We start from the raw sequence: 25,206 nt of genomic DNA, 5'->3' as shown, positions 1-25,206 counted from the left end.
GGGATGAAGTCCCGCGAGAGGGGAGCGCCGTATCCGGAAAGGTCGCCCCCTCGCCCGCCTGCTCCGCAGGCACCCTCCCCCGGAGGGGGGGAGGGTCGAGCGCGGCGCTAATACACGTCGGCCTGATACCGGCCGGTCTTCTTCAGATGGGCGAGGTAGGCCACGGCCTCGTCGGGGTTCTTGCCCCCGTGCTGGCCGGCGACATCGATGATCGCCCGCTCCACGTCCTTGGCCATGCGCTTGGCGTCGCCGCAGACGTAGAAGTGGGCGCCGCCCTCGAACCACTTCCACAGTTCCGCGCCGCTCTCGCGCATGCGGTCCTGCACGTAGGTCTTCTCGGTGCCGTCGCGGGACCAGGCCAGCGACAGGCGGGTGAGCACCTTCCTGTCCTTCAGGCCGTTCAGCTCCTCCTTGTAGAAGAAGTCGGAGGCCTGTTTCTGGTGGCCGTAGAACAGCCAGTTGCGGCCCGGCGCCTGCGTGGCGTCGCGCTCGCGCAGGAAGGCGCGGAACGGCGCGATGCCGGTGCCGGGGCCGACCATGATGACGTCCTTGGACAAATCCTCGGGCAGGGCGAACCCATGCGCCTTCTGGAGGTAGACCTTGACCTTCATGCCCTCGGGGATGCGCTCGCCGAGATGGGTCGAGGCGACGCCGAGGCGCAGGCGCGAGCGGTGGTTGTAGCGGACGGCATCGACGGTGAGGGAGACGCGGCCGGGATCGGCCTTCGGCGAGGACGAGATCGAGTAGAGCCGGGGCTGCAGCTCGTCGAGGGCTTCGACGAACACCTCGGCGTCGGGCCGCGCGCCGGGGAATTTATGGAGCGCGCCGAGGACGTCGAGATGGGCGGCGTCGCCGTCCGGGTCCTCGCCGGCGGCGAGCGCCTGGGCCTTCTTGCGGGCCTCGCCCGAGGTGAGCAGCGAGAGGAGCTGGTAGAGCCCGTCCGGCGCGCCGCCCAGCGCATAGTCCGTCATCAGGCGGTCGCGCAGGGTCCTGCCCCCGATCCTGCGCTCGGGCCGGGCGCCGAGTTCGGCGATGACCGCATCGACCAGGGCCGGGGCGTTGGCGGGAAACAGCCCGAGGGAATCGCCGACCACGTAGTCGATGGGCGTGCCGGTGAGGTCGATCTCGACGTGCCAGGTCTCTTTCTCGCCGCCGGGCGCGTTGAGGCGCAGGCGCGACACGAACGTCGCCTCCACGGGGTTTTCACGACAGAATCCGAGGGGGCCGAGGGTCGGCTCGGCCTTCGGCGCGGCCTCGCCGGCGGCTTTCGGCGCGGCGCCGTCCCCGGCGCCGAACTCCTCGTCGAGCTTCTTCAGCATCCGGAGCGTATCCTTGCCGCCGGGCTGGCACAGGTTCAGGCGCTCCTCGCTCTTGAGGAAGATGGCGTTGGCGTAATCGGCGCAGTTGTAGCCGCACTGGCCGCAATCCTGCTGGGCCATGGCGGCCATGAGCTTCTGCGCCTCGGGCCGTTCCTTGGCGAGCTCCATGCGGTCCGGCAGCGGCATCGACGGATCGTGCCAGGGCGCGTCGTCGTTGTCGGCGAGCTTCTGACCGCCGCCGGGCATGTCGCCGGGGGCCAGCGCCGTGGCGCCTTCCACGGCGGGGCCGAGCAGCGCGGCGAAGTAGCCCGACAGCCACGAGCGCTGATCGGGGTTGAAGGGGGCGTTCTCGGGGATGAGAACCAGCGGGGGCGTGACGTGCTCGCTCATGCTGCGGCCTTCAGGACGGGTTGCTCTTCGGCGCTGTCGCGCAGGGAATCGGGACCGGTGCGCATGGTGAAGGCCTGGAAGCTCTCCTGCGGCCCGTGGCGGTTGCCGAGATAGCTGCGCAGGAGCGCCTCGATCCGGGCCGGGCACTCCTCGGCTTTCACGGCCTTCCAGATCTCGGTGCCGATCTTCGGGCTGTCGCCAAAACCGCCGCCGACGACGATGTCGTAGCCCTCCACCGTGTCGCCCTCCTCCGAGACGACGACCTTGGCGCCGATGAGGCCGATGTCGCCGATGTAGTGCTGGGCGCAGCTGTGGTGGCAGCCGGTGAGGTGCACGTTTACCGGGACGTCGAGCTCCTTGAGGTTGGCCTCGATGTAGTCGGCGATGACGAGGGCGTGGCCCTTGGTGTCGGAGGCGGCGAACTTGCAGCCCTGGTTGCCCGTGCAGGCGACGAGGCCGGCGCGGATGCTGGAGGCCTCCGTGGTGAGACCTAGGGCGGCGACGCGGGTCTGAACCTCGGCGACCTTCGCGTCGGACACGCCCGAAAACAGGAAGTTCTGCCACACCGTCATGCGGATGGCGCCGTCGCCGCATTCCGTCGCGATCTTCGCCAGATCGCGCATCTGGTCGGTGGTGAGCTTGCCCACGGGCAGGATCACGCCGATCCAGTTGAGGCCGGGCTGAACCTGCTTGTGGACGCCCACATGGGCGAAGCGGTCCATGGGGCCGCGCGGGGCGACATGGGCGGGGTCGACGCGGTCGAGCTTGCGGCCGAGCTCGTCCTCGACGGCGGCGAGGTACTTGTCGAAGCCCCAGGCGTCGAGGACGTACTTCATCCGGCTCTTGTTGCGGTTGGTGCGGTCGCCGTTCTTGATGAAGACCCGCAGGATGGCGTCCGCCACCCTGTTGCAGTCCTCGGGCTTGAGGACCACCCCGGTGTCGCGGGCGAGGTCGCGGTGGCCGGAGATGCCGCCGAGGACGAGGCGCATCCACACGCCGGGCGCCACGGCGGCGCCGTCGAGGACCCGGATGGCCTGGAAGCCGATGTCGTTGGTCTCCTCCAGCACCGGCATGACGCCGCCGCCATCGAAGGCGACGTTGAACTTGCGGGGCAGGCCGAACAGCGAGCGGTCGTTGAGGATGTGGTTGTGCCAGGATTTGGCCAGCGGCCTCGTGTCGAGCAGCTCCTGCGCGTCGATGCCGGCCACCGGCGAGCCGGTGACGTTGCGGATGTTGTCCGCCCCCGCGCCGCGCGCGGTCAGGCCGAGGTCGATGAGACCGTCGAGGAACGGTTGGCCGTGCTCGGGAGTGATCTCGCGGACCTGCAGGTTGGCGCGCGTGGTCACGTGGCTGTAGCCGCCGCCATGGGCGTCGGCGAGGTCGGCGATGCCGGCGAACTGCCAGTGGTGCAGGATGCCGTTGGGGATGCGCAGGCGGCACATGTAGGAGTTCTGCGCCGGGGCGACCCAGAACAGGCCGTGATAGCGCCAGCGGAAATTGTCTTCGGGCTTCGGCGCCTTGCCGGTGGCGGCCTCCGCGATGAGGCGGTTGTGGCCGTCGAAGGCGCTCTCGGCCCGCTTCCACTTCTCCTGGTCGCAGAGCTTGCCGCCGGCCTTCACCGTGGCGTCCTGGGCCTTGATGTGGATGGCGTCGGGGCCGGTGGGCTCGGCCGGGGGCGCGGCGGCCTGCCCGAGGGCGAGGCCGCCCGTCATGCGGGCCGCGGAGATGCCGGAGGCGAAACCTTCGAGGTAGCGCTTCTGCTCGGCGTTGAAGTCGTCAGCCATGAAAGCCTCCGTCACGCTGCGAGGGGTTGGGGGGCGAGGGGATAGGGGGCTTGACGCCCGAACATGAGGTCGTCGCGGTGGCCGCCGATGGAGGCGCCGGTGCGGATGAGCTCCTTGCACCAGCCCTGCTCGGCGATGTCGCCGACGAAGACGGCGCCGAGCAGCCGGTCGTCGGCGACGATGAGCTTGCGGTAGAGGCCGAGGCCGGGATCGCTCATGAGGATGGTCTCGGAGCCCTCCGGCGCCTCGATGGCGCCGGCGGAGAACACCGGCAGGCCCGAGACCTTGAGGCTGGTGGACAGGGAGGTGCCGAGATAGGCCGCGTCCTCGCCGACGAGGTGGCGGCTCAGGGCCTCGGCCTGCTCGTAGGCGGGCTCGACGAGGCCGTAGACCATACCCCGGTGCTCGGCGCATTCGCCGAGGGCGAAGATGCGGGCGTCCGAACTCTGCATCCGGTCGTCGACCTTGATGCCGCGTCCGGTCTCGATCCCGGCGCCCTGCGCCAGGGCGACGTTGGGGCGCACGCCCACCGACATCACCACGAGGTCGGCGGGCAGCACGGTCCCGTCGGAGAGGATCAGGCGCTCGACCCGGCCGTCGCCCTCGATGGTGGCGGTGTCGGCCTTGAGCAGCACCGTGACGCCGCGGGCCTCCATGGCGCGCTTCACGAGGCCGGCGGCGGCGTGGTCGAGCTGGCGCTCCATCAAGCGGTCCATGACGTGCAGGAGCGTGGTGTCGACCCCGAGGCGCGCGAGGCCGACGGCGGCCTCGAGGCCGAGGAGCCCGCCGCCGATGACGATGGCGCGGGCGTGCTCCACCGCCGCCTTGCGGATGGCCGCGACGTCGGCGAGATCGCGGAACGTCAGCACGCCGGGCAGGTCCATGCCGGGCTTGGCCAACCGGATCGGCACCGACCCCACGGCGAGCACGAGCTTGTCGAAGGGCAGGACGTGGGTCTCGCCCACCATCACGAGGGCGTTCTCGCGGTCGACCTGCGTCACTGGCGCGCCGGTGATGAGGCGGATGCCGTGGCCCTCGTACCAGTCGAGGCCCCGGAAGGCGCAGCCGGCCTCGTCGACCTCGCCGCCGAGCAGGGACGAGAGCAGGACGCGATTGTAGGCGGCCTGCGGCTCGGCGCCCACGACGGAGACGTCGTAGCGCCCCGGCGCCCGCTCGGTGAGGCGTTCGAGAAACCGCAACGACGCCATGCCGTTGCCGATGACGACCAACCGCTCCCTCATGACGGCCGTATCCTCAGGCCGCCATGGCCGGCTTGGCGTGCCGGGCATAGAGGAACTCGAGGACCGCGGCGCGGGCATGGGTGTAGGTCGGGTCCTCGACGAGGTCGAGGCGGCGGCGCGGGCGCTCCAGATCGACGGTCAGGATCTCGCCGACGGTGGCCGAGGGACCGTTGGTCATCATCACGATGCGGTCGGAGAGCAGCACCGCCTCGTCGACGTCGTGGGTGATCATGATGACGGCGTTCCTGAGCCGCGCATGGATGTCCATGAGCGAATCCTGCAGGTGCGCGCGGGTCAGCGCGTCGAGGGCGCCGAACGGCTCGTCGAGGAGCAGGACCTTCGGCTCCATGGCGAGCGCCCGGGCGATGCCGACGCGCTGCTTCATGCCGCCCGAGATCTCGCTCGGGCGCCGGTCGGCGGCGTGGGTCATGTTCACGAGCGCGAGGTTGTGGTCGATCCAGGCCCCGCGCTCGGCGCGGGACTTCCTGCCCTTGAAGACCTTGTCGACGGCCAGGGCCACGTTCTCGCGCACGGTCAGCCACGGCAGGAGGGAGTGGTTCTGGAACACCACGGCGCGGTCCGGGCCGGGGCTGTTCACTTCCTTGTCTTCGAGGAGGACGCCGCCGGTCGAGGCCTTGAGCAGGCCGGCGACGATGTTGAGCACCGTCGACTTGCCGCAGCCGGAATGCCCGATGAGGGAGACGAACTCGCCCTTGTCGATCTTCACGCTGACGTCGCGCAGGACCTCGTTGGTGCGGCCAGAGCGGGTGAAGGAGATGCCGACGTTCTCGATGCTGAGATAGGTCATGGGATGATCCTCAGGCCGTCGCGGTGCCGCGGGTGACGAGATTGCCGACGAAGGCGACGAAGCGGTCGAGGATGAAGCCGATGACGCCGACATAGACGAGGGCGACGATGATCTCGGAGATGTGGGAGGAGTTCCACGCGTCCCAGATGAAGAACCCGATGCCGACGCCGCCGATGAGCATCTCGGCCGCCACGATGGCGAGCCAGGACAGGCCGACGCCGATGCGCAGGCCGGTGAAGATGTACGGCGCCGCCGAGGGGAGCATGATCTTGGAGAAGAACTCGATCGGGTTGAGGCGCAGGACCGCCGAGACGTTGCGATAATCCTGCGGGATGTTGCGGATGCCCACCGCCGTGTTGATGATGATCGGCCAGATCGAGGTGATGAAGATCACGAAGATCGCCGACGGCTGGCCGTCGCGGAAGGCGGCCAGCGAGAGCGGCAGCCAGGCGAGCGGCGGGATCGTGCGCAGGACCTGGAAGATCGGATCGAGGCCGCGCATGGCCCATTCCGACTGCCCGATGAGGGTGCCGACCAGGATGCCCGCCACGGTGGCCAGGGCGAAGCCCAGGGCGACGCGCTGGATGCTGGCGGCGATGTGCCAGAACAGCCCCTTGTCGGTGCCGCCGTTGTCGTAGAACGGGTGGGCGATGATGTCCCAGGCCTCGGTGACGACGCGGGACGGCGGCGGCAGGCCGGCGCCGGGACGCGAGCACAGGAGCTCCCAGATCACCAGGAACGCGATGAGCACCACCACCGGCGGGATCAGGTTTTTCGCGATGGTGTTCAGGGTCGCCATCGTGACGAGGGGCGCGCGCTTCGGCTTGGCCGCTTTCGCGGCGACCGGGCTGGCGGCGATGGTGGAGGTGTTGGCCATCACGCGGTCCTCTTGATGCCGAGGCTGGACAGGTAGGCGGCCGGATCGGCCGGATCGAAGACCTTGCCGTCGAAGAAGGTCTCTTTTCCGCGCGACGTGGAGCTCGGGATCGCGGTGACGCCCAGGGCCTTGGCGGCGTCGCGCCAGATGTCCTCGCGGTTCACCTTGGCGACCAGTGCCTTGGTGTCGGTCTGCGCGTCGAACTTGCCCCAGCGGATGTCCTCGGTGAGGAACCACAGGTCGTGGGACTGGTACGGGTACGAGGCGTTGTCGGCGAAGAACTTCATGATGTGCGGGCTGTTCTCGACCACCCGGCCGTCGCCGTAGTCGATGGTGCCCTTCATCCGGCCGGCGACGTCGGCCACCGGGATGTTGATCCACTGGCGCTTGGCGACGATGCCGGCGAACTCGTCGCGGTTCTCGGGCCTGTCGCACCACATCTGCGCTTCCAGCACCGCCATGGTGAGGGCTTTGGCGGCGTTCGGATACTTCTCGACCCAGGAGGCCCGCATGGCGAAGGCCTTCTCGGGATGGTCCTTCCACAGCTCGCCGGTGGTGAGCGCCGAGAAGCCGAGGCCCTGCTGCACCAGCTGCGCGTTCCACGGCTCGCCGACGCAGAAGCAGTCCATGGTGCCGACCTTCATGTTCGCCACCATCTGGGGCGGCGGCACGACGATGGTCTCGATGTCCTTGTCGGGGTCGATGCCGGCCGACGCCATCCAGTAGCGGATCCAGAGGTCGTGGTTGCCGCCCGGGAAGGTCATGGCCGCCTTCACCGACTTGCCGGAGGCCTTCTTCTTCTCGATGGCCGCCTTGAACGTCTTGGCGTCGAGGCCGACCTTCTGGTCGAGGTATTCCTTGGCCACCGAGATGCACTGGCCGTTGACGTTGAGGCGCGCCAGGATCTGCATGGGCACGGGGACGTTGTTCTGCGTCACCCGGCCGGCGGTGATGAGGTAGGGCATCGGCGACAGGATGTGCGCGCCGTCGATGCCGTTGCCCTCGGAGCCGAGCACGAGGTTGTCGCGGGTCGTGCCCCAGGAGGCCTGCTTCAGCACCTCGACGTCGGGCATGCCGTGCTTGGCGAAGAAGCCCTTTTCCTTGGCGACGAAGAGCGGGCCGGCATCCGTCAGGGCGATGAAGCCGAGCTTGGCCCCCTTCACCTCGGGACCCGCGCCCTGCGCAAAGGCGCCGCCGGGCAGGGCCGTGCGGGCGAGCGCCGCCAGGGACAGGGTCGCGACCGCCCCCTTCAGGATGTTGCGCCGGCTGTTGGCAAAACCATCACTCATCGAAACCGGATTCCTCGCCAGGGCTACAGCCCGCCGAAACAAAAATACCGCCGACCAAGCACTTCCGTCGGACGCAGGAGGATGCGTGCCTTGGGGGAGACTCGGGTCAGCGGCTCTGCCGACGGATGTGGCGCGTCTTCGTTGACGTGCCCCGATGAGCTAGCAGGAGGCATGCCACGGCCCGGATCGCGTGGGGCCGGATCGCGGTGCGAGGTCGTCCGGGGCGCCTAAGCGAATGAGAACTTTGGAATTTGTCCAAAACGTCTCAGGGCGTCGGAGCGCGGCCGGTCCGCCGGGGCCCGCGCCGCCCTTGCATCCGGCCTTGCATCCGGCCCGTCGGGCGCTTGGCACCGCCTGAGGCGAAACGCGGCATTCCGCGTCTCCGCTCCCGCACTGCACAATCCGTATGCAGGGTGCCGGTGACGCGGGCACGCCGCCGGATCAGTTCGCCGGATCAATCCGCCAGGGCGGCCGCGTACAGGTCCGGCCGGTAGAGGGCGCGGGCGCGCTCGGTCAGGGCGGGCGTGGGGACGAACTGGCCGGCCGCCGCCATCTGATCGAGGAGCCAGTCGACCCGGGCGACCCGGGGCTCCTCGACGCGCGGGCCGAACACCACGAAGTCCGGCGCGTCCCGCCGCGTCCCGTCGGGATCGACCACGATGGTGCCGGCCAGGACACGGCGGATCAGGGCCGGTGCCAGGGCGAGGTGGCCGGGGGCCGCCAGCAGGTCCGCGAGTTCGTTGTGGTTCTCCGCTTGCGCGCACCAATGGCCGGCCCGGCGCACCGCCCGCACCAGGGCTCCACTGGCCGGCGCGGCATCGGCGGGCAGGGCCAGCACCTTTTCCGGGCAGTCGGGCGCGAGTTCGCAGCCGAAGGCCGCGATCCGGCCGTAGCCGTCCTCCACCGCGAGGCTGTTCCAGGGGCTGCCGGCGCAGAAGCCGTCGATATGCCCGGCCCGGAGGGCCTCGGCAATGCGCGGCGGCGGAATCACCACGGTCCGGGTCGTCCCGTCGCGGTGGAGGCCGCCGCGGGCGGCGAACAGCCGGAGCTGGTAGGTGTGGCTCGAGAACGGGTGGACGGTGCCGAGGGTCAGCGGACGCCCCTGCCCCGCCCGCTCCCGCGCCACCCGGGCGAAGGCGCGGGCCACCGTGTCCACGTCCGCGCCGTCCGGGCCCATGGCGGCCCAGAGGGCCCGCGAGACGGTGATGGCGTTGCCGTTGAGGTTGAGGGCCAGCGGCACGGCGAGCCGGGTCTCGGGTCCGCTGATCCCGAGGGTGCTGGCCAGCGCCAGGGGCGCCAGCATATGGGCGCCGTCGAGGTGGCCGAGCGCGAGCTTGTCGCGCAGGGTCGCCCAGGAGGGCTCGCGCACGAGGTCCACCGCCAGCCCCTCGGCGGCGGTGAACCCGCCCTCCACGGCGACGATGAGGGCCGCCGCGTCGACGAGGGGCACGTATCCGAGAGCGAGCCTCATCCGAGCAGGTCCGCCGCCGTGACGATGGCGCGGGCGATGTCGGCGATCTTGCGCTTCTCGTTCATGGCCTTGCGCCGCATCAGCCGATAGGCCTCCTCCTCGGGAAGGCCCTTGGCCGTCATCAGGATGCCCTTGGCGCGCTCGATGAGCTTGCGGTCGGCGAGTTCCCCGCGCGCCTCCGAGAGTTCGCGCTGGAGCCGCGCGAAGGCGTTGAAGCGCAGGATCGCCACGTCGAGGATCGAGCGGATGCGCTGGGGGTGGAGGCCGTCGACCACGTAGGCCGAGATGCCCGCATCCACCGCCGCCTGCATCATCGGAACGTCGGAGCGGTCGACGAACATCGCCACGGGCCGCTCGACGTGGCGCGACAGGCCGGACATCTGCTCGAGGATGTCCCGGCTCGGACTCTCGAGGTGGATCACCACCACGTCCGGATTGAGGGCGGCGACCCGGGCCGGCAGGTCGGCGGTGTCGGGCAGGATCACCACGCGGGCGATGCCGGCCGCCGCCAGACCTTCTTCGAGGATCGCGGCGCGTGCCGGGCTCGGATCGATCACGGCGACGGTGAGGGACGGCTCGGTCATCGGGGTCCGAAGGGCAGGGAGGGCCGCCTCACGCTGATCGCACGGGGCTCCGATTCCCGGCAAGGTGAGGTTTTGGGCAGGGCGCGCTTTTGAGCACGACGGTTTCGGGGAGCGGGACGCAGCCGAAGGGAGGCGGTTTACCGTTGCGAAAGGAAATAGCCCAGCTTCCGCCGCAAACGACCCCGCTTATGGGCGTGGGGACAGCGATGGATTGCGAGGATGCCGGCATGACGGAGCGAAACCAGTGCGGATGTGCCGATGAGGGCCTCGGCATGGATGCGACCTCCGGCGTGACGCCGCCCCTGCTGCCCACCCTGCTCATGGCCCTCGTGCTCGGTGCAGGCTCGCTGCTCTGCCGCGAGCCGGACGCGCCCGCGCCGGCTCCCATGGCAGCGCCCCGGACGGTCATCAGCACGACGATGGCGCCGCGGATCGTGGCGGCGCCCGCGATCCAGGTCGCCGAGGCCGCGCCGCCCTTCGTGCCCGCCGCCCTCGCCTTCCCGCGCCAGTTCCCCATCGTCGTGGCCGCCGCTTCGATGACGGCGGTCGCGCAGCACCGTCCGGCCGGCCCCCGCGTCGCCGCCCTGCGCCGGGCCGCTCCCGCCAAGACCCATATCGCCGAAGCCGCCGAGGTCCCGCGTGCGGACCCCGTCGCGAGCGTGGCGCAGGTCGAGGCGCCGGCGCCCGCCGAGGCGGACGATCTGCTGCCCGATCTGGCCCTCCCCTTCGCGCCGGCGATCCGGGCCGTCGGCCGTGCCCGCGACTTCGTCGGCATCCAGGGCGCGGCGGCGCGCACGCAGGCCTCGGCGCTGGGCGGTGCCGTGGTGGATTTCGTCGGCACCCTGCGCTGAACGCAGCCCTGGTTTTCGAGACGGCTCGGTTTCTCGCCCCGCGCGCCCTGGACCCTGCCCCCTCGGGGGACTAGGTGGACGCCATCGACGATGCGTTGCCGCGAGGTGGAACGTGCCGCGGGTTTGCCGGGACGAGGGCGTGGATGGCGGGACGGATCGAGGATTACGCGCTCGTCGGCGACGGCCGCACCGCCGCCCTGATCGGGCGCGACGGCAGCGTCGACTGGCTGTGCTGGCCCCGCTTCGATTCCGCCGCGTGCTTCGCCGCCCTCCTCGGCACCGAGGATCACGGCTTCTGGAAGCTCGGCCCCGCCGACCGGGCGGCGAAGACGTCCCGCCAGTACCGCACCGGTAGCCTCGTCCTCGAGACCCATCACGAGACCGGGACCGGCTGCGTCCGGGTGACCGACTACATGCCGGCCAATGACGGATCGCACCTCGTGCGCATCGTCGACGGCCTGAGCGGCGAGGTCGCCATGCGGATGCATCTGGCCGTGCGCTTCGATTACGGGCTCGCCGTGCCGTGGGTGTCGCACAACGAACTCGGGGACCTGCGCGCCATCTCGGGCCCGCACAAGGTGGTCCTGCGCACCCTCGTTCCGCTCCACGGCGAGGGCCAGACCACGGCCGCCGACTTCTCCGTCGCGGCGGGCGAGAGCGTCGCCTTCACCCTGAGCTACGGCCCCTCCCACGAGGACGACCCGCCGCCGGTGCAGCCGCGCAAGGTTCTGTTCGAGACCGACCGCCATTGGCGCGACTGGTCGAACCGTTCCGCCCACGGTACGCCGTGGGATGCCATCCTTCAGCGCTCGCTCCTGACCCTGAAGGCGCTGATCTACCAGCCCACGGGCGGGATCGTCGCCGCGCCGACCACGTCCCTGCCGGAGGATCTCGGCGGCGTGCGCAACTGGGACTACCGGTTCTGCTGGCTGCGCGATTCCACCTTCACCCTCATCGCCCTGATGGATGGCGGCTACCTCGACGAGGCCCGCGCCTGGCGCGACTGGCTGGTGCGGGCGGTGGCCGGCAACCCGGAGCAGGCCCACATCCTGTACGGCATCGCCGGCGAGCGCATGCTGCCCGAGATCGAGCTCGACTGGCTGCCCGGTTACGAGAACTCGAAGCCCGTGCGCATCGGCAATGCCGCCGTCGAGCAGTTCCAGCTCGACGTCTACGGCGAGATCTTCGACGCCCTCTACCAGGCACGCCAGCGCGGATTGCTCGGCGACGCCGACGGCTGGCGCGTCGGCCAGGCGCTCCTGCGCCACCTCGAGAAGGTCTGGAGCACGCCGGACGAGGGCATCTGGGAGGTGCGCGGCGGACGCCGGCACTTCGTCCATTCCAAGGTGATGGCCTGGGTCGCCTTCGACCGGGCGATCCGCTCCTTCGAAGAGGGCGACACCCGCGTCGACGCCCCGGTGGGGCGCTGGCGCGAGATCCGCGACCAGATCCATGCCGAGGTCTGCGACAAGGGCTTCGACACGCAGCTCAACAGCTTCGTGCAGTCCTACGGTTCGAAGAGCCTCGATGCGAGCCTGCTGCTCATCGCCCATATGGGCTTCCTGCCCCAGACCGACCCGCGCGTGGTCGGGACCGTGGAGGCCATCGGCCGGACCCTGATGCGCGACGGCTTCATCCTGCGCTACGACACCGAGGACCAGACCACGGACGGCCTGCCGGGCGACGAGGGCGCGTTCCTGCCGTGCAGCTTCTGGTACGCCGACAACCTCATCGGCCTCGGCCGCTGCGAGGAGGCCCGCGCCCTGATCGAGAAGCTCATCGGCGTCTGCAACGATGTCGGCCTCGTCTCGGAGGAGTACGACGTGAAGGCCAAGCGCCTCGTCGGCAACTTCCCGCAGGCGTTCAGCCACGTCACACTGGTGAACACCATCCTGAACTACAGCCGGGCCAACGGGCCGGCCCGGGAACGCAGCGCGGGCGCCGAGGACGGAACCGGGAACGGGGACGGAACCGGCACCCGGGGCGCACGCCTCCGGGCCGACAGGACGGCCGAGACGATGCCGGCCTGACGGCGACGTCGACGTGAATCGAGGTGGATGGGGCCGGCATCGCGCCGGCGACCCTCCACGGGACGAGGGCCGGACCCGCGGCGTGGGCGGCCAAGGCGATACGAAGGAAGACGAGACCATGAGCGGAGCCGACACCAAGCCGAGCGAGGCCCTGAGCCCCATCGACAAGCTCAGCATCGACACCCTGCGCACCCTGGCCATCGACGCGGTGCAGAAGGCGAATTCCGGCCATGCCGGCGCGCCGATGGCCCTGGCGCCCGTGGCCTACACCCTGTGGAACCGGTACCTGCGCTACGATCCGGCCCACCCGCACTGGCCCAACCGCGACCGCTTCGTGCTCTCGGCCGGCCACGCCTCGATGCTGCTCTACGGCCTGCTGCACCTCGCCGGCGTCGCCCAGACCGACGGCGGCAACGAGCCCGCGGTCTCCCTGGATGATATCAAGAACTTCCGGCAGCTCGACAGCAAGACGCCGGGCCATCCGGAATACCACTTCACCACCGGCGTCGAGACCACCACCGGGCCGCTGGGCCAGGGGGTCGCCAACTCCATCGGCATGGCCATGGGCGGGCGCTTCCTCGGCGAGACCCTGAACCGGCCCGAGCTGCCGCTGTTCGACTTCAACGTCTACGCCATCTGCTCGGACGGCGACCTCATGGAGGGCGTCGCCTCGGAAGCCGCCTCCATCGCCGGGCACCTGCGCCTGTCGAACCTGTGCTGGATCTACGACAACAACACCATCACCATCGAAGGCCACACCGAGCTCGCCTTCTCCGAAGAGGTCGCGACGCGCTTCCTCGGCTACGGCTGGCAGGTGCTGCGGGTCGCCGACGCCAACGACGTCCACGCGATCTCGAACGCCCTGGAGACCTTCCTCCAGTCCAGCGACCGGCCGACGCTCATCGTGGTCAACTCGATCATCGGCTTCGGCGCGCCGAAGAAGCAGAACACCTCCAAGGCCCACTCCGATGCCCTTGGCGAAGAGGAAGCCAGGGGCGCCAAGCGCGCCTATGGCTGGCCCGAGGATGCGCAGTTCCTCGTGCCCGAGGGGGTCCGCGAAAACTTCCAGGCCGGCATCGGCGAGCGCGGTGCGGCGCTCTTCGCCGACTGGGAGCGGTTCATGGGCGAGGCCAAGGCCTCCGATCCCGCCCTGGCCGAAGAGATCGACGCCCTGCACGCGGGTCGCCTGCCCGAGGGCTGGGACCGGGACATCCCGGTCTTCCCGGCCGACGCCAAGGGCATGGCCACCCGCGAATCGTCGGGCAAGGTCCTCAACGCCATCGCGAAAAACGTGCCGCACCTGCTCGGCGGCTCGGCCGATCTCGCGCCGTCCAACAAGACCAAGCTCGAATTCGAGGGCGCCGGCACCCTGTCGCCGTTCGAGCCGGGCGGCCGCAACATCCATTTCGGCGTGCGCGAGCATGCCATGGGGTCGATCGTGAACGGCCTCGGCCTTGTGGGCCTGCGCGCCTACGGCGCCACCTTCCTGGTCTTCGCCGATTACATGCGCCCGCCCATCCGCCTCGCGGCCCTGATGGAGCTGCCGGTCTTCCACGTCTTCACCCACGATTCCATCGGCGTCGGCGAGGACGGGCCGACCCACCAGCCGGTGGAGCAGCTCCTGACCCTGCGGGCGATCCCCGGCCTCGTCACCCTGCGCCCGGCCGACGCCAACGAGGTCGCGGAATCCTATCGCGTCATCATGGGCCTCAAGGACCAGCCGGCGGTGCTCGCCCTTTCCCGCCAGCCCCTGCCGACCCTCGACCGCGAGACCTTCGCGAGTGCCGCCGGCGTCGCCAAGGGCGCCTACGTCCTGGCCGACAGCGACGGCACGCCCGACGTGATCCTCATCGGCACGGGCTCGGAGGTGCAGCTCTGCGTCGGCGCCTACGAGGCCCTGACGGCGGAGGGCGTGAAGGCCCGCGTGGTCTCGATGCCGTCCTGGGACCTGTTCGAGCGCCAGGACGAGGCCTATCGGAACTCGGTCCTGATCCCGGACGTGCTGGCCCGCGTCGCCGTCGAGCAGGGCTCGGTCATCGGCTGGGACCGCTACGCCGGCTCGGCGGGCACGATCATCGGCATGCACACCTTCGGCTCGTCGGCGCCGATCAAGGACCTGCAGACGAAGTTCGGCTTCACCCCGGAGAAGGTGCTTCAGGCGGCGCGCGACCAGATCGCGCGGCACAAGAAGTAGGGTTCGGGGGTTTTCGAACGACGGGACGCGCATCCCCTCCCCCCTTTTCGGGAGAGGCGGCGCATTTCCGGACGACGATGGTTGAACGGCGCCACCCTCTTGCGCGCGACTCACGACGACGGACGACTGGGAGTTTTCGCATGAACCCGCTCAAGGCTCTCTTCCCCGAACAGGGCCAGGCCGTGTGGCTCGACTTCGTCGCCCGCGGCTTCGTCCTCGACGGCAAGCTCAAGGCCCTGGTGGACGCGGACGGCCTGCGCGGCGTGACCTCGAACCCGTCGATCTTCGAGAAGGCCATCGGCGGATCGCAGGAATACGACGCCGCCCTGAAATCCGTGATGGACGCGGGCGACGCCCGGGTCATCGACCTCTACGAGGGCTGCGCCATCGCCGACATCCAGGCGGCGGCCGACGTGCTGCGCCCGGTCTACGAGGCCAGCGACGGCGCCGACGGCTACGTCAGCCTCGAGGTCTCGCCCTACCTTGCCCTGAACATCGAGGACACGCTGGATGAGGCCCGGCGTCTCCACAGGACGGTGGCCCGCGACAACCTGATGGTGAAGGTGCCGGCGACCCGCGAGGGCATCCCGGCGATCCGGGCGCTCACGGCGGACGGCATCAGCATCAACGTCACCCTGCTGTTCTCCGTCGAGACCTACGAGGCCGTGGCCCGCGCCTTCATCGACGGCCTGGAGGAATTCGGCGCCAAGGGCGGCGACGTCTCGAAGGTCGCCAGCGTCGCGAGCTTCTTCATCAGCCGCATCGATGTCGCCGTCGACAAGGCCCTCGACGACAAGATCGCCGCCGGCAGCGCCGACAAGGCGCCCCTCGAAGCCCTCAAGGGCAAGGTCGCCATCGCCAACGCCAAGCTCGCCTACCAGCGCTTCAAGTCCGTCTTCTCGGAAGCGAAGTGGCAGGCCCTTGCGGCAAAGGGCGCCAAGGCCCAGCGCCTGCTGTGGGCGTCCACGGGCGTGAAGAACAAGGCCTATTCCGACGTGCTCTACGTCGAGGAATTGATCGGCCCCGACACCGTCAACACCATGCCGCCGGCCACCATGGACGCCTTTCGCGACCACGGCACGGTCAAGGCCGCCATCGAGACCGACCTCGATGGGGCGAGGGCCGTGATGGACGGCTTGGCCCGCGCCGGCATCGACATCGAACAGGTCGGGGACCAGCTCGTCGACGAGGGCGTGCAGCTCTTCATCGACGCCGCCGACAAGCTCCTCGGCGCGGTCGCGGGCAAGCGCATCGACTTCCTCGGGCCCAAGCTCGACGGCCAGACCCTGGTGCTGCCCGAGCCCATCGCGGCGGAAGCGAAGAAGGCCGTCGAGGCCTGGCGTGCCTCGGGCGCCATCCGCCGCCTGTGGGCTCACGACAAGACCGTCTGGTCGAACGCCGACGAGGACAAGTGGCTCGGCTGGCTGCGGATCGTCGAGGACGAACTCGCCCACGTCTCCGATTACGCCGCCTTCGCCGACGACGTGCGCCAGACCGGTTTCACCGACGTGGTGGTCCTCGGCATGGGCGGCTCCAGCCTCGGCCCCGAAGTGCTGGCCGAGACGTTCGGACACCGCGACGGCTTCCCGACGCTGCGGATCCTCGATTCGACCGATCCCGATCAGGTCCGCGAGACGGAAGCGGCGATCACCCTCGAGACGACTTTGTTCATCGTCGCCTCGAAGTCCGGTTCGACCCTCGAGCCCAACGTGTTTCGCGACTACTTCCTCGGCCGGATGAAGGCGGCGGTGGGCGAGCGCGCCGGGGCGCATTTCGTCGCCGTCACCGATCCGGGCTCGGCCATGGAAGCGGCGGCCAAGGCCGACAACTTCAGAAAAATCTTCTACGGCGTGAAGCAGATCGGCGGGCGCTACTCCGTGCTCTCGGCCTTCGGCCTCGTGCCGGCGGCGGCCTCTGGCATCGACGTGAAGGCGTTCCTCGACACCGCCCGCACCATGGTCCGCTCCTGCGGCCCGGCCGTGCCGCCGGCGCAGAACCCGGGCGTACTCCTCGGCACGGCACTGGGCGCCGCTGCCCTGGCGGCGGGGCGCGACAAGGTCACGTTCATCGCCTCCCCGGGCATCGACACGTTCGGCGCCTGGGCCGAGCAGCTCATCGCCGAATCCACCGGCAAGGACGGCCATGGCCTGATCCCCATCGACGGCGAGCCCGTCGACGTGCCGGCCGTGTACGGACTCGACCGGATCTTCGTGTACCTGCGCCTCGACAATCGCGCCGATGCGCGCCAGGACGAGGCCGTGCGCAGCCTCGAACGCGAGGGCCATCCCGTCGTCCACATCACCCTGGCGAACGAAGAGCAGCTGCCGCAGGAATTCTTCCGCTTCGAGATCGCCACGGCGGTGGCCGGGGCCATGCTCGGCATCAACCCGTTCGACCAGCCCGACGTCGAAGCGAGCAAGATCGAGACGAAGAAGCTGTTCGATGCGGCCGAGGCGAGCGGGGCTCTCCCCGCCGAGACGCCGCTGTTCTCCGACGACACCATCGCGCTCTACGCCGACCCGAAGAATGCCGGGGCCCTGCCCCAGGCATCGGATGGATTGGATGCGGCCCTCAAGGCCCATCTCGGCCGGGCCAAGGCCGGCGACTACGTCGCCCTGCTGGCCTACGTCGCGCGCAACCCGAAGCACCACGCGATCCTGCAGGACGCCCGCGTGGCGCTCCGCGACAAGACCCGCCTCGCCACCTGCCTCGAATTCGGCCCGCGCTTCCTCCACTCCACGGGCCAGGCCTACAAGGGTGGGCCCGACACCGGATTGTTCCTGCAGATCACCGCCGATCCGTCGGAGGATCTGTCGATCCCGGGGCGCACCCTCGGCTTCGGCACCGTGGTGGCGGCCCAGGCGCGCGGCGACTTTTCGGTCTTGGCCGAGCGCGGCCGGCGGGCCCTGCGGGTCCACATCAGGGGCGGCGACGTCGAGGCCGGCCTGAAGCGCATCGCCGCCGCGCTCAAGGCGGCCCTGGCCTGACATAAGCGTCCTCTCCTCCCCCTTGCGGGGAGGAGCCGGAGGTGGGGGTCGTGCAGAAGGCACCGCCGCGCCCGTCCGGCACCACCCCCACCCCTGACCCCTCCCCGCAAGGGGGAGGGGAAAAACGCACGGAGATCACCCATGCAACTCGGCATGATCGGCCTCGGCCGGATGGGCGGCAACATCGTCCGCCGGCTCCTGCGCGACGGGCACACGGCCGTAGTGTTCGACCAGAGCCCGGAGGCCGTGGCGGCCCTCGTCGCCGAGGGCGCCACCGGGGCGGCGAGCCTCGAGGAGTTCGTGCAGACGCTCGACGCGCCGCGCAATGCCTGGGTGATGCTGCCGGCGGGCGCCATCACGGAGGGCACGGTGGCGAAGCTCGGCGGCCTCATGGCCGCCGACGACGTGATCATCGACGGTGGCAACTCGTTCTACAAGGACGACATCCGCCGCGCCGCCGAGCTGAAGCCGAAGGGCATCCACTACGTCGATGTCGGCACCTCCGGCGGCGTCTGGGGCCTGGAGCGCGGCTACTGCATGATGATCGGCGGCGACGACGCGGCCCTCGCGCGCCTCGACCCGATCTTCAGGACCCTGGCACCCGGCGCCGGCAGCATTCCCAAGACCCCCGGCCGCGACGGCCGCGATGCCCGCGCTGAAGAGGGTTACATCCATGCCGGGCCGAGCGGGGCCGGCCACTTCGTCAAGATGATCCACAACGGCATCGAGTACGGCCTGATGCAGGCCTATGCCGAGGGCTTCGACATCCTCAAGCACGCCAACTCGCCGGATCTGCCCGAGGGCCAGCGCTTCGACCTCAACATCGGCGACATCGCCGAGGTGTGGCGGCGCGGCAGCGTGGTCTCGTCCTGGCTCCTCGACCTCACCGCCGGGGCGCTGGCCGGCGACGAGAGCCTGTCGGACTTCTCCGGCTTCGTCGCCGATTCCGGCGAGGGCCGCTGGACCCTCAATGCCGCCATCGAGGAATCGGTGCCTGCCAACGTGCTCTCGGCCGCCCTCTACGCCCGCTTCCGCTCCCGCGAGGATGCCAGCTACGCCGACAAGCTGCTTTCGGCCATGCGCAAGGGATTTGGCGGTCACCAGGAGCCGAAGTAGGGACCCGCCCATCCCATCGCTACCGCGACGTCGAGGACCACGCGATGATCCCGCTGCCGAAGAACTCCGGGATCCTGCCTGATGCGGACGCCGTGGCGCGGGCGGCGGCCGACCGCCTCGTCGCCCTGTGCGCGGCGGCCCCGGACCGGCCCGTCGCCGTCTGCCTCTCGGGCGGTTCGACCCCGAAGCGCCTCTATGCCCTTCTGGCCGGCCCGGACTATCGCGACGCCCTCCCCTGGGCGAGGCTGCACTGGTTCTTCGGCGACGACCGCCACGTGCCCTGGGACGATGCGGCGAGCAACGTCCGCATGGCCCGCGAGGCTTTCGCCGGGGCGCCGATCCCCGTTGACAACCTCCACGGCATTCCCACGGAGGGGACCCTGGAGGCGGATGCGGCGGCTTACGGGACGGAATTGAACGCGTTCTACGGCGCCGACCGCCTCGACCCGGGCCGGCCCCTGTTCGACCTCGTCCTCCTCGGTCTCGGCGAGGACGGCCACACCGCTTCGTTGTTTCCGGGAAAGCCCGCCTTGGACGAGGCCACGGCCTGGGTCGCTCCGGTGCCGGAGGCGGGGCTCGCCCCGTTCGTCCCGCGCATCACCCTGACGTTCCCGGTCCTTGCCTCAGCCCGCAGCGTCCTCTTCCTGGTGACGGGGGAGGCCAAGCGCGCACCCCTCGAACGCCTTGCCGAAGGCGAAACCCTTCCGGCGTTCCGCGTCGCGGGCCCCGTCACTTGGCTGTTGGATCGTGCCGCCGCGGGGGCCTGAACCCCGCGAAATAGATCAGTTTGAGGCGGCGACGGTCCAGGGCATGATGACCCGCATGGACGCGGTCTCGGCCTGCACCGGCGCGACGCTCGTCGGCAGGACCTTGCGCGCCTTGGCTGCCATCCGCCGTGCCTCGTCGGCCGGGATCGCGCCCACGGGCATCACCATCGCCGACAGCAGGGCGCGGGTGTGCCGATCGACGAAGGCTGAACGGCCGACGCCCTCGAAATCGCGCGCCGCGTGCCGCTTGTCCGGGTTGCCGGTGAACACCTTCACACCCTCCTTGAGCACGACGATGTCGCCGGGCCGCAGGGTCTCGTCCTTCATGAACGCGGCGGCCGGTCCGGCGCTCAGGTCGAGGGGGGTCTGACGGTCGCTCACCCGAATCTTGAGGGGCTCGGCCTTCGGCAGGGCGGCGTAGCGCATGTTCGGCCGGGGGCGGGTGTTCAGGGCCCGCGCCGCGCGGCGGACATTCATCTGCCGTTGGGTCGGCCACGCCGCGGCGTCCGCAGCGGGTGCCGGTTGCATCGCCACGGGCTGGCTCGGCTGGAACAAGCGCTGGAACAGGCCGCCGAGACCGTCATCGGCCGCGATGGCCTGGTTCGGAAGGGTAAAGCTCAGGGCGGTGAAGAGCGCAACGGCGACACCGCCGCGCACGAAAGACGGAGCTCGGGTCATGGGAAATCGGCTCTCGTTGTCAATCCCCGCCGCACGCTGGGATGAGCCTTTAACAAAAGCTCAACCTGAACAGTTCCCACGGGGTCGTGTGGTTTCTTGAGGGGGCTCGCAACTCATCTGTCGTGCACGGTACGAATTGGTTCCGGACGATACCAACGGATGATGCACGTCTCAGAGGCCGGATGGGAAATCCTGATCCGCGCGTCTCGATCCGGCACGGATTCGTAGGGCGAAACGGTGATCCTTTCGCCACGCCAGGTGCAATTTCGTTAACGCAAGGGAAACGATTCGCCTCTGGCGACTTTACCGTCCCTGCGATTCATCCTGCATGCGAACGGGTCCACCGACGCCGGGGGGATCGCCTGGGAGTCTTCGAGCCGTGACTGAAACCAGCCATCTCATGCCCTCCGGCGATCTTGCCTCCGATCCCGTGGTGTTTGGCGTTGCCCAGGGCTTGTCCCAGTTGTTCCCGCCCGTGGCACATCCGGATGGCGTCTTCGTCGATGACGCAACCGGAGAGGATTCCGGCGAAGCGGATGCGATGGCCTGAGCCTCGGGCTCGCGTTCGGAAGGTTCGAACCGGCCGCTCTGGCCGGGCGCCTCCAGGGTGGAGGCCGGCGCTGAATCGGTATCGGGGTGTGCCCGGGCCAGCAGTCCATGGCTTGGTTGGTTTGCCGCCGGGGGACACCGTTTTACGCGCGTAAACGCATGACGGCGGAGAGACATCAGTCGCGATCGCCATCCGCCAAGAATTCGTGTTCGTCCGAGTTTTTTGGATGAAAGTGATCCGGCAAATGGGATCGCGCGCAGCGCCCTTCCCATCACAGTGAAGACTGATCCGCTGTTACGAAAGACGGAACGATCGGGCAATCTCGGAGATTGAATGGGTCCTCAGTCAAAGGAGAATACCGTGAACCGGACCCTGCAAACCCTCGCCATCCTGACGGTCCTCGGCGCCAGCCCGGCCCTCGCCCAGACCACCGTGACCGGAACGCCCGCCCCCGACGCCAAGTCGAGTGCCACCTCCGGCGGCCAGGAAGCCGTGACCCGGCCCAACACCGACCGGCCGGATGCGGCCAAGCCCGGCACGGCCCATGCCGCCACGGGCGCCAAGCTCGAGGAAGGCGCCAACAGCTTCACCGAGGCCCAGACGCATCACCGCCTCACCGAGGCCGGCTACAAGGACGTCAAAGGCCTGACCAAGGACGACAAGGGCATCTGGCGGGCCGACGCGATGCTCGATGGCAAGCCCGTCAAGGTCGGCATCGACTTCAAGGGCAACGTCGCCGCGCATTGAGCGTGTCCCGCGGAGATTGCCCCGACATGAGGGGGCTTTTCGCGGGGACCCGAGCGGCCCACGGGGTTCCGTGAGCGCTTCGCCGATCCCGAGTCCGCGTTTCAGACCTGAACAGGAGTCCACCATGGCCCAGCAGACCATTACGGCCCTCTACGACAATTACGACGATGCCAGCGCCGCCGTGGCGAAGATCGAGACCCTCGGCGTCCCGCACAGCGACATCAGCATCGTCGGCAGCAACGAGGGCGACCGCCACGCCGGACGCGTCGCCTCCCCGACAGCGACGCACGACCACACCGACACCGCCGAGAGCACCGCGACGGGGGCCGGCACCGGCGCCACCGTCGGCACGGTTCTGGGTGGTGCCGCTGGCCTGCTCACGGGCCTCGGCCTGATGGCGATCCCCGGCGTCGGCCCCGTGGTGGCGGCCGGCTGGCTCGTCGCCACCCTCACGGGCGCCGGCATCGGCGCGGCGGCGGGTGGTCTTGCCGGTGGCCTCACCGGGGCGGGCTTGAGCGAGACGGACGCCCATACCTACTCCGAGGGTGTGCGCCGTGGCGGCACCCTGGTGACCGTCCGGGCGGACGAAGCCCGCGCCACCGCGGTGATGGACATCCTCGAGGAGCACGGCTCCATCGACATCGACGAGCGGGCTCAGGGCTGGCGCGCCGAGGGCTGGACCGCCCCGCAGGCCGCCGCGGCGTCCGATCCGGCCGTCCTGTCCGGGACGCCCGAGGGCCGCGCCCGCGTCCGGTCCTACCCGTCGAACCCGGTCTGACATCGGGCCATCATCGGCGAACGTCACCGTCCGGAACCTTGCGCCCCGCGATTCGTCGCGGGGCGTTTTTGCGTGGGTGCTCCGCTCGTCCCACGCACGCAAAAACGCCGGCCTCGCGCGTCACGCGATCCGGTCGATCCGATCATAGTGAGAAAAGTGGGTCCCGGGGCCGAAGCCCCGGGTTCTGTTTCGACGGTTACCCTACCGCAAGATGCTTACGCCGCGAGGCGGGCATCCATGACAACGTTATCGTTGGCATTTAGAGTTTTGGTCAGATGCCTGGAATAGGGGTTGCCCACGCCAAACCGGTCGAAACCTTACCGACAGTCGCATCGTATCCCACCGAAGTGAGACTGAACTCGCGATCCCTTTACCGCCCAGTCGATCCTATTTCGCCCCCATCAGAAACTCACCATCGACGGGATGGGCTTTTGGTGGAGGCGCCGGAGTACTGCCCTCCGGGTCCTGAAACGTTATTATGAACCGGTCATCAACCGCACCCGGAATATAGGCGATGCCCGGCCCGGGGTCCAGTGCGGCGGATCGCGGAAACGACGCGGTCACGCCTCGTCGGACTGGTCCGCGTACCATTCCGCATAGGGGGTGTTGCGGGCCATGCGGCGGTTGAGGTCCGGCGCGCTGTCCGTCCACCACACCGGGCCGCGTTCCCCGAGGCCCCGCTTGGCCCGCTCGACGGCGGCCCGCGCCTGCGCAACCGCCTCCGGATCGCCCGCCTGCCGGCCGGCCTTCACCGCCCGCCTCGCATCCATGAGGTCGTGGACGAGGCCGTCGCGGATGTCCGGGGCCAGATCCGGCCGGGTCCGCCGCCAGAGCCGGCCGCGCACGACGATGTAGCGCCCGTCCGGGGTTTCGAGCATGGCACGGTCAGGCGCGAGCGTGGCGCTGCTCGTCGATGAGCGCTTCCACCGCCGCGATGGTGTTCTCGAGGTCGGCAATCCGCCGCAGCATGCTGTCGGGTGGCACCATGGCGACTTTCGCCGCGTCGAGGATGAGATCGCGCTGAGCGTTCTTCAGGCGATCGAGGAGCGTTTCCAGGTCTGACATGGCCCTCGCCTTACGGCATCGGCCATGAAAGTGGAATCCGGTTTTCGAGAAAGCCGTTGGGGAAACAAGACCCTACGGCCGTTCCCCGAAAGGTCCGTCCGGATCGGACCTCGGCGGCGGCAGCCCATACGCCCGTGCTACGGATTGGGCGGCGTGGGCGTGCCCTCGATGAGGGCCGCGATGGCATCGAGGAGGGCGGTGTCCTCCCCGGCCATGGCCTCCATGGCGGTCATCCGGCGCAGGACCGTGGCGGTGATGGTCTCTTCCACCGTCCCTTCGGCGAAAGCGTAGTAGATCGTCGCCCGCTCGCCGTCGCGATGGCAGCGGCCCTCGATCTGCGCCAGCTGGATCGCGCTGTGGCGCATGTCGTGGATGACGAGGGACCGTACCGCCTCGCCCCCCGGCATCTCGTTGCGGTGGAGCGAGATCGACTCGGTCACGGTGAAGATGACCACGTCGCGGGCACCGGTCTGGAACGCCACCCGTTCGGCCTCGTTGGCGGCGTCAGCTCGCGTCCCGTCGATGGCGCCCGTGCGCCAGCCGCGCCGGGTCAGGGTCTCGGCCAGGGCCGCGCCGGTCTCGAGGAAGGCGACGGACACCGCCACGGCCTCGCCGGACTCAAGCAGGGTCTCGACGAAATCCGCCGTGCCGGCGACCCGGAGCAGGCTCGCCTTCTGGCGAAAGCGCAGGTCGGCCGCCCAGCCGGCCGGGCGGCGGGCGCTGCCGCCGAGCAGACCCCAGCTCCGGCGGAACTCCCGCCAGTTGGCGTCGTAGAGCCGGCGCGCCGCGGGATCGAGGGCGGTGGCGGCGAGTTCGCGCTGCACCTCCGGCCAGCCGGCAATGTCACCGGGCCGGCGGCGCAGGCCGATGGCGTCCGGTCCGGCATAGAGCAGCTCCGCCATCACGGCGCAGTCGCGGGGGTTGGCCGTCCAGCGCCAGTTGGCCCAGCGACCCTTCGCCCCGCCGATGCCGAGGCGCCGCAGGAGATCGCGAAACTCCGCGAGGGTATCGCAGGGGGCGCCGGCGGCTGCCCCCAGGAGGCGTCCGAGATAGGACAGCTCGTGGGGGGCCTGGCCGGCGGTGGCGCTGAGATAGACTGCGAACCGCGCGGCCTGGGCGAGCTGGCGGCAGACGAGGGTCTGCTGGGCCGTCGGATTGCGCAGGCGGTGGCTCTCGTCGAAGGCGACCAGGGACCAGGTCCGCTTCAACTGGCCGTGCTTGGCGAGTTCGTTGTTCCTGGCCCGCGTCGAGCGCCGCTTGCTCGCCGCCGGCGGCGCCATGAGGGATTTGGTGCGCTCATAGTTGAGCAGGGTCACGGACTTCGCTGACAGGCCCGCCTGCGCGATGGTGCGCCGCCATTGCGGCATTGCTCCCTTGGGGCAGACGATGAGGATGTCGGGCTCCGGCATACGAGCCAGGGCGCTCCACACCGACAGGGTTTTTCCCAGGCCGGTCATGTCGCCGAGCAGGAACCCGGGTTTTCCGCCCGTCCGCGCGGCGAGGATAGCCCGTGCGGCCTGTTCCTGATGCGGCCTTGGGACGAGGACGGTCTGGGGTTCGGCGATGGGAACGGCTCCGTTGGCGGGCGATCATCGGACGGCAAAAAGCCCCCGACCGTTGAGGATCGGGGGCTTTTGGGTCTGTTTGGTGTTTGGTTGCGGGGACAGGATTTGAACCTGT

Annotated in this window: 21 protein-coding genes and 1 other RNA gene; 9 read left to right on the top strand and 13 right to left on the bottom strand. The window is 69.7% G+C overall.

Annotated elements, in window-relative coordinates; genetic code table 11:
• Positions 1–107: 107 nt before the first annotated feature.
• From ASF28_RS10610 to ASF28_RS10575, 8 genes are all read right to left on the bottom strand, one after another.
• Positions 108–1,709, bottom strand: coding sequence for a sulfite reductase subunit alpha (locus ASF28_RS10610; protein WP_056091848.1), 1,602 nt, complete (start codon positions 1,707–1,709; stop codon positions 108–110).
• Positions 1,706–3,493 carry a NirA family protein gene (locus ASF28_RS10605; protein WP_056091847.1) on the bottom strand — a complete coding sequence of 596 codons (1,788 nt, stop codon included), beginning with the start codon at positions 3,491–3,493 and terminating at the stop codon, positions 1,706–1,708. Before ASF28_RS10605 ends, ASF28_RS10610 begins: the two co-directional genes overlap by 4 nt.
• 11 nt (positions 3,494–3,504) lie before the next feature.
• Complete coding sequence (locus ASF28_RS10600) at positions 3,505–4,734, bottom strand: NAD(P)/FAD-dependent oxidoreductase (RefSeq protein ID WP_082476463.1); 1,230 nt, start codon at positions 4,732–4,734, stop codon at positions 3,505–3,507.
• Between the two features lie 13 nt (positions 4,735–4,747).
• Complete coding sequence (locus ASF28_RS10595) at positions 4,748–5,542, bottom strand: ABC transporter ATP-binding protein (RefSeq protein WP_056091841.1); 795 nt, start codon at positions 5,540–5,542, stop codon at positions 4,748–4,750.
• A 10-nt stretch (positions 5,543–5,552) separates the two neighbouring features.
• Entirely contained in the window at positions 5,553–6,419 is an 867-nt protein-coding gene (gene ntrB, locus ASF28_RS10590; protein ID WP_056091838.1) for a nitrate ABC transporter permease, read from the bottom strand.
• Complete coding sequence (locus tag ASF28_RS10585) at positions 6,419–7,708, bottom strand: CmpA/NrtA family ABC transporter substrate-binding protein (RefSeq protein ID WP_056091835.1); 1,290 nt, start codon at positions 7,706–7,708, stop codon at positions 6,419–6,421. The genes ntrB and ASF28_RS10585 overlap by 1 nt, the downstream gene beginning before the upstream one ends.
• Before the next feature lie 454 nt (positions 7,709–8,162).
• Complete coding sequence (locus ASF28_RS10580) at positions 8,163–9,179, bottom strand: CmpA/NrtA family ABC transporter substrate-binding protein (protein WP_056091833.1); 1,017 nt, start codon at positions 9,177–9,179, stop codon at positions 8,163–8,165.
• Positions 9,176–9,763, bottom strand: a complete 588-nt coding sequence (locus tag ASF28_RS10575) for an ANTAR domain-containing response regulator (protein WP_056091829.1) — start codon at positions 9,761–9,763, stop codon at positions 9,176–9,178. The genes ASF28_RS10580 and ASF28_RS10575 overlap by 4 nt, the downstream gene beginning before the upstream one ends.
• A gap of 272 nt (positions 9,764–10,035) precedes the next feature.
• On the opposite strand from ASF28_RS10575, the gene ASF28_RS10570 reads away from it, so the two are divergent.
• From ASF28_RS10570 to pgl, 6 genes are all read left to right on the top strand, one after another.
• Positions 10,036–10,614 (top strand): hypothetical protein, encoded by a 579-nt coding sequence (locus ASF28_RS10570; RefSeq protein WP_157085546.1) that lies wholly within the window; start codon positions 10,036–10,038, stop codon positions 10,612–10,614.
• A gap of 143 nt (positions 10,615–10,757) precedes the next feature.
• Entirely contained in the window at positions 10,758–12,644 is a 1,887-nt protein-coding gene (locus tag ASF28_RS10565) for a glycoside hydrolase family 15 protein (RefSeq protein WP_082476462.1), read from the top strand.
• 118 nt (positions 12,645–12,762) lie between these two features.
• Complete coding sequence (gene tkt / locus ASF28_RS10560) at positions 12,763–14,838, top strand: transketolase (protein ID WP_056091880.1); 2,076 nt, start codon at positions 12,763–12,765, stop codon at positions 14,836–14,838.
• A gap of 140 nt (positions 14,839–14,978) precedes the next feature.
• Positions 14,979–17,825 (top strand): bifunctional transaldolase/phosoglucose isomerase, encoded by a 2,847-nt coding sequence (locus ASF28_RS10555; protein ID WP_056091824.1) that lies wholly within the window; start codon positions 14,979–14,981, stop codon positions 17,823–17,825.
• A 141-nt stretch (positions 17,826–17,966) separates the two neighbouring features.
• Entirely contained in the window at positions 17,967–18,941 is a 975-nt protein-coding gene (gene gnd, locus ASF28_RS10550) for a phosphogluconate dehydrogenase (NAD(+)-dependent, decarboxylating) (protein WP_056091822.1), read from the top strand.
• A 44-nt stretch (positions 18,942–18,985) separates the two neighbouring features.
• Positions 18,986–19,708: a 6-phosphogluconolactonase gene (pgl, locus tag ASF28_RS10545; protein ID WP_056091818.1), complete on the top strand. Its 723-nt coding sequence runs from the start codon at positions 18,986–18,988 to the stop codon at positions 19,706–19,708.
• Positions 19,709–19,723: 15 nt separating this feature from the next.
• Here the strand turns inward: pgl and ASF28_RS10540 are convergent, their stop codons facing one another.
• On the bottom strand, positions 19,724–20,386 hold the full coding sequence (locus ASF28_RS10540; protein WP_147710872.1) for a hypothetical protein: 663 nt from the start codon (positions 20,384–20,386) through the stop codon (positions 19,724–19,726).
• 379 nt (positions 20,387–20,765) lie between these two features.
• Between ASF28_RS10540 and ASF28_RS22465 the strand changes: the two genes are divergently transcribed.
• The 3 genes from ASF28_RS22465 to ASF28_RS10530 all read left to right on the top strand — a co-directional run bounded on the left by ASF28_RS22465 (position 20,766) and on the right by ASF28_RS10530 (position 22,461).
• Complete coding sequence (locus ASF28_RS22465; RefSeq protein WP_157085545.1) at positions 20,766–20,936, top strand: hypothetical protein; 171 nt, start codon at positions 20,766–20,768, stop codon at positions 20,934–20,936.
• Between the two features lie 360 nt (positions 20,937–21,296).
• Positions 21,297–21,683 carry a hypothetical protein gene (locus ASF28_RS10535; RefSeq protein ID WP_147710871.1) on the top strand — a complete coding sequence of 129 codons (387 nt, stop codon included), beginning with the start codon at positions 21,297–21,299 and terminating at the stop codon, positions 21,681–21,683.
• Positions 21,684–21,807: 124 nt separating this feature from the next.
• The gene (locus ASF28_RS10530; RefSeq protein ID WP_056091812.1) at positions 21,808–22,461 is read left to right on the top strand and encodes a hypothetical protein; all 654 of its coding nucleotides are present in this window, start codon (positions 21,808–21,810) and stop codon (positions 22,459–22,461) included.
• A 173-nt stretch (positions 22,462–22,634) separates the two neighbouring features.
• Here ASF28_RS10530 and ssrA read toward each other — a convergent pair.
• From ssrA to ASF28_RS10515, 4 genes are all read right to left on the bottom strand, one after another.
• Positions 22,635–22,998, bottom strand: a transfer-messenger RNA (tmRNA) gene (gene ssrA, locus ASF28_RS21745).
• 23 nt (positions 22,999–23,021) lie between these two features.
• Complete coding sequence (locus tag ASF28_RS10525; RefSeq protein WP_056091810.1) at positions 23,022–23,339, bottom strand: hypothetical protein; 318 nt, start codon at positions 23,337–23,339, stop codon at positions 23,022–23,024.
• Between the two features lie 7 nt (positions 23,340–23,346).
• The gene (locus ASF28_RS10520) at positions 23,347–23,526 is read right to left on the bottom strand and encodes a hypothetical protein (protein WP_056091807.1); all 180 of its coding nucleotides are present in this window, start codon (positions 23,524–23,526) and stop codon (positions 23,347–23,349) included.
• Between the two features lie 137 nt (positions 23,527–23,663).
• Positions 23,664–25,091: an SNF2-related protein gene (locus ASF28_RS10515; protein ID WP_056091805.1), complete on the bottom strand. Its 1,428-nt coding sequence runs from the start codon at positions 25,089–25,091 to the stop codon at positions 23,664–23,666.
• Positions 25,092–25,206 lie beyond the last annotated feature (115 nt).

The sequence above is a fragment of the Methylobacterium sp. Leaf99 genome (genome assembly GCF_001422375.1).
Taxonomy (GTDB): Bacteria; Pseudomonadota; Alphaproteobacteria; order Rhizobiales; family Beijerinckiaceae; genus Methylobacterium.
The sequence above is the reverse complement of the archived record's forward strand: the minus strand, read 5'-3'. Positions and strand labels throughout refer to the sequence as shown.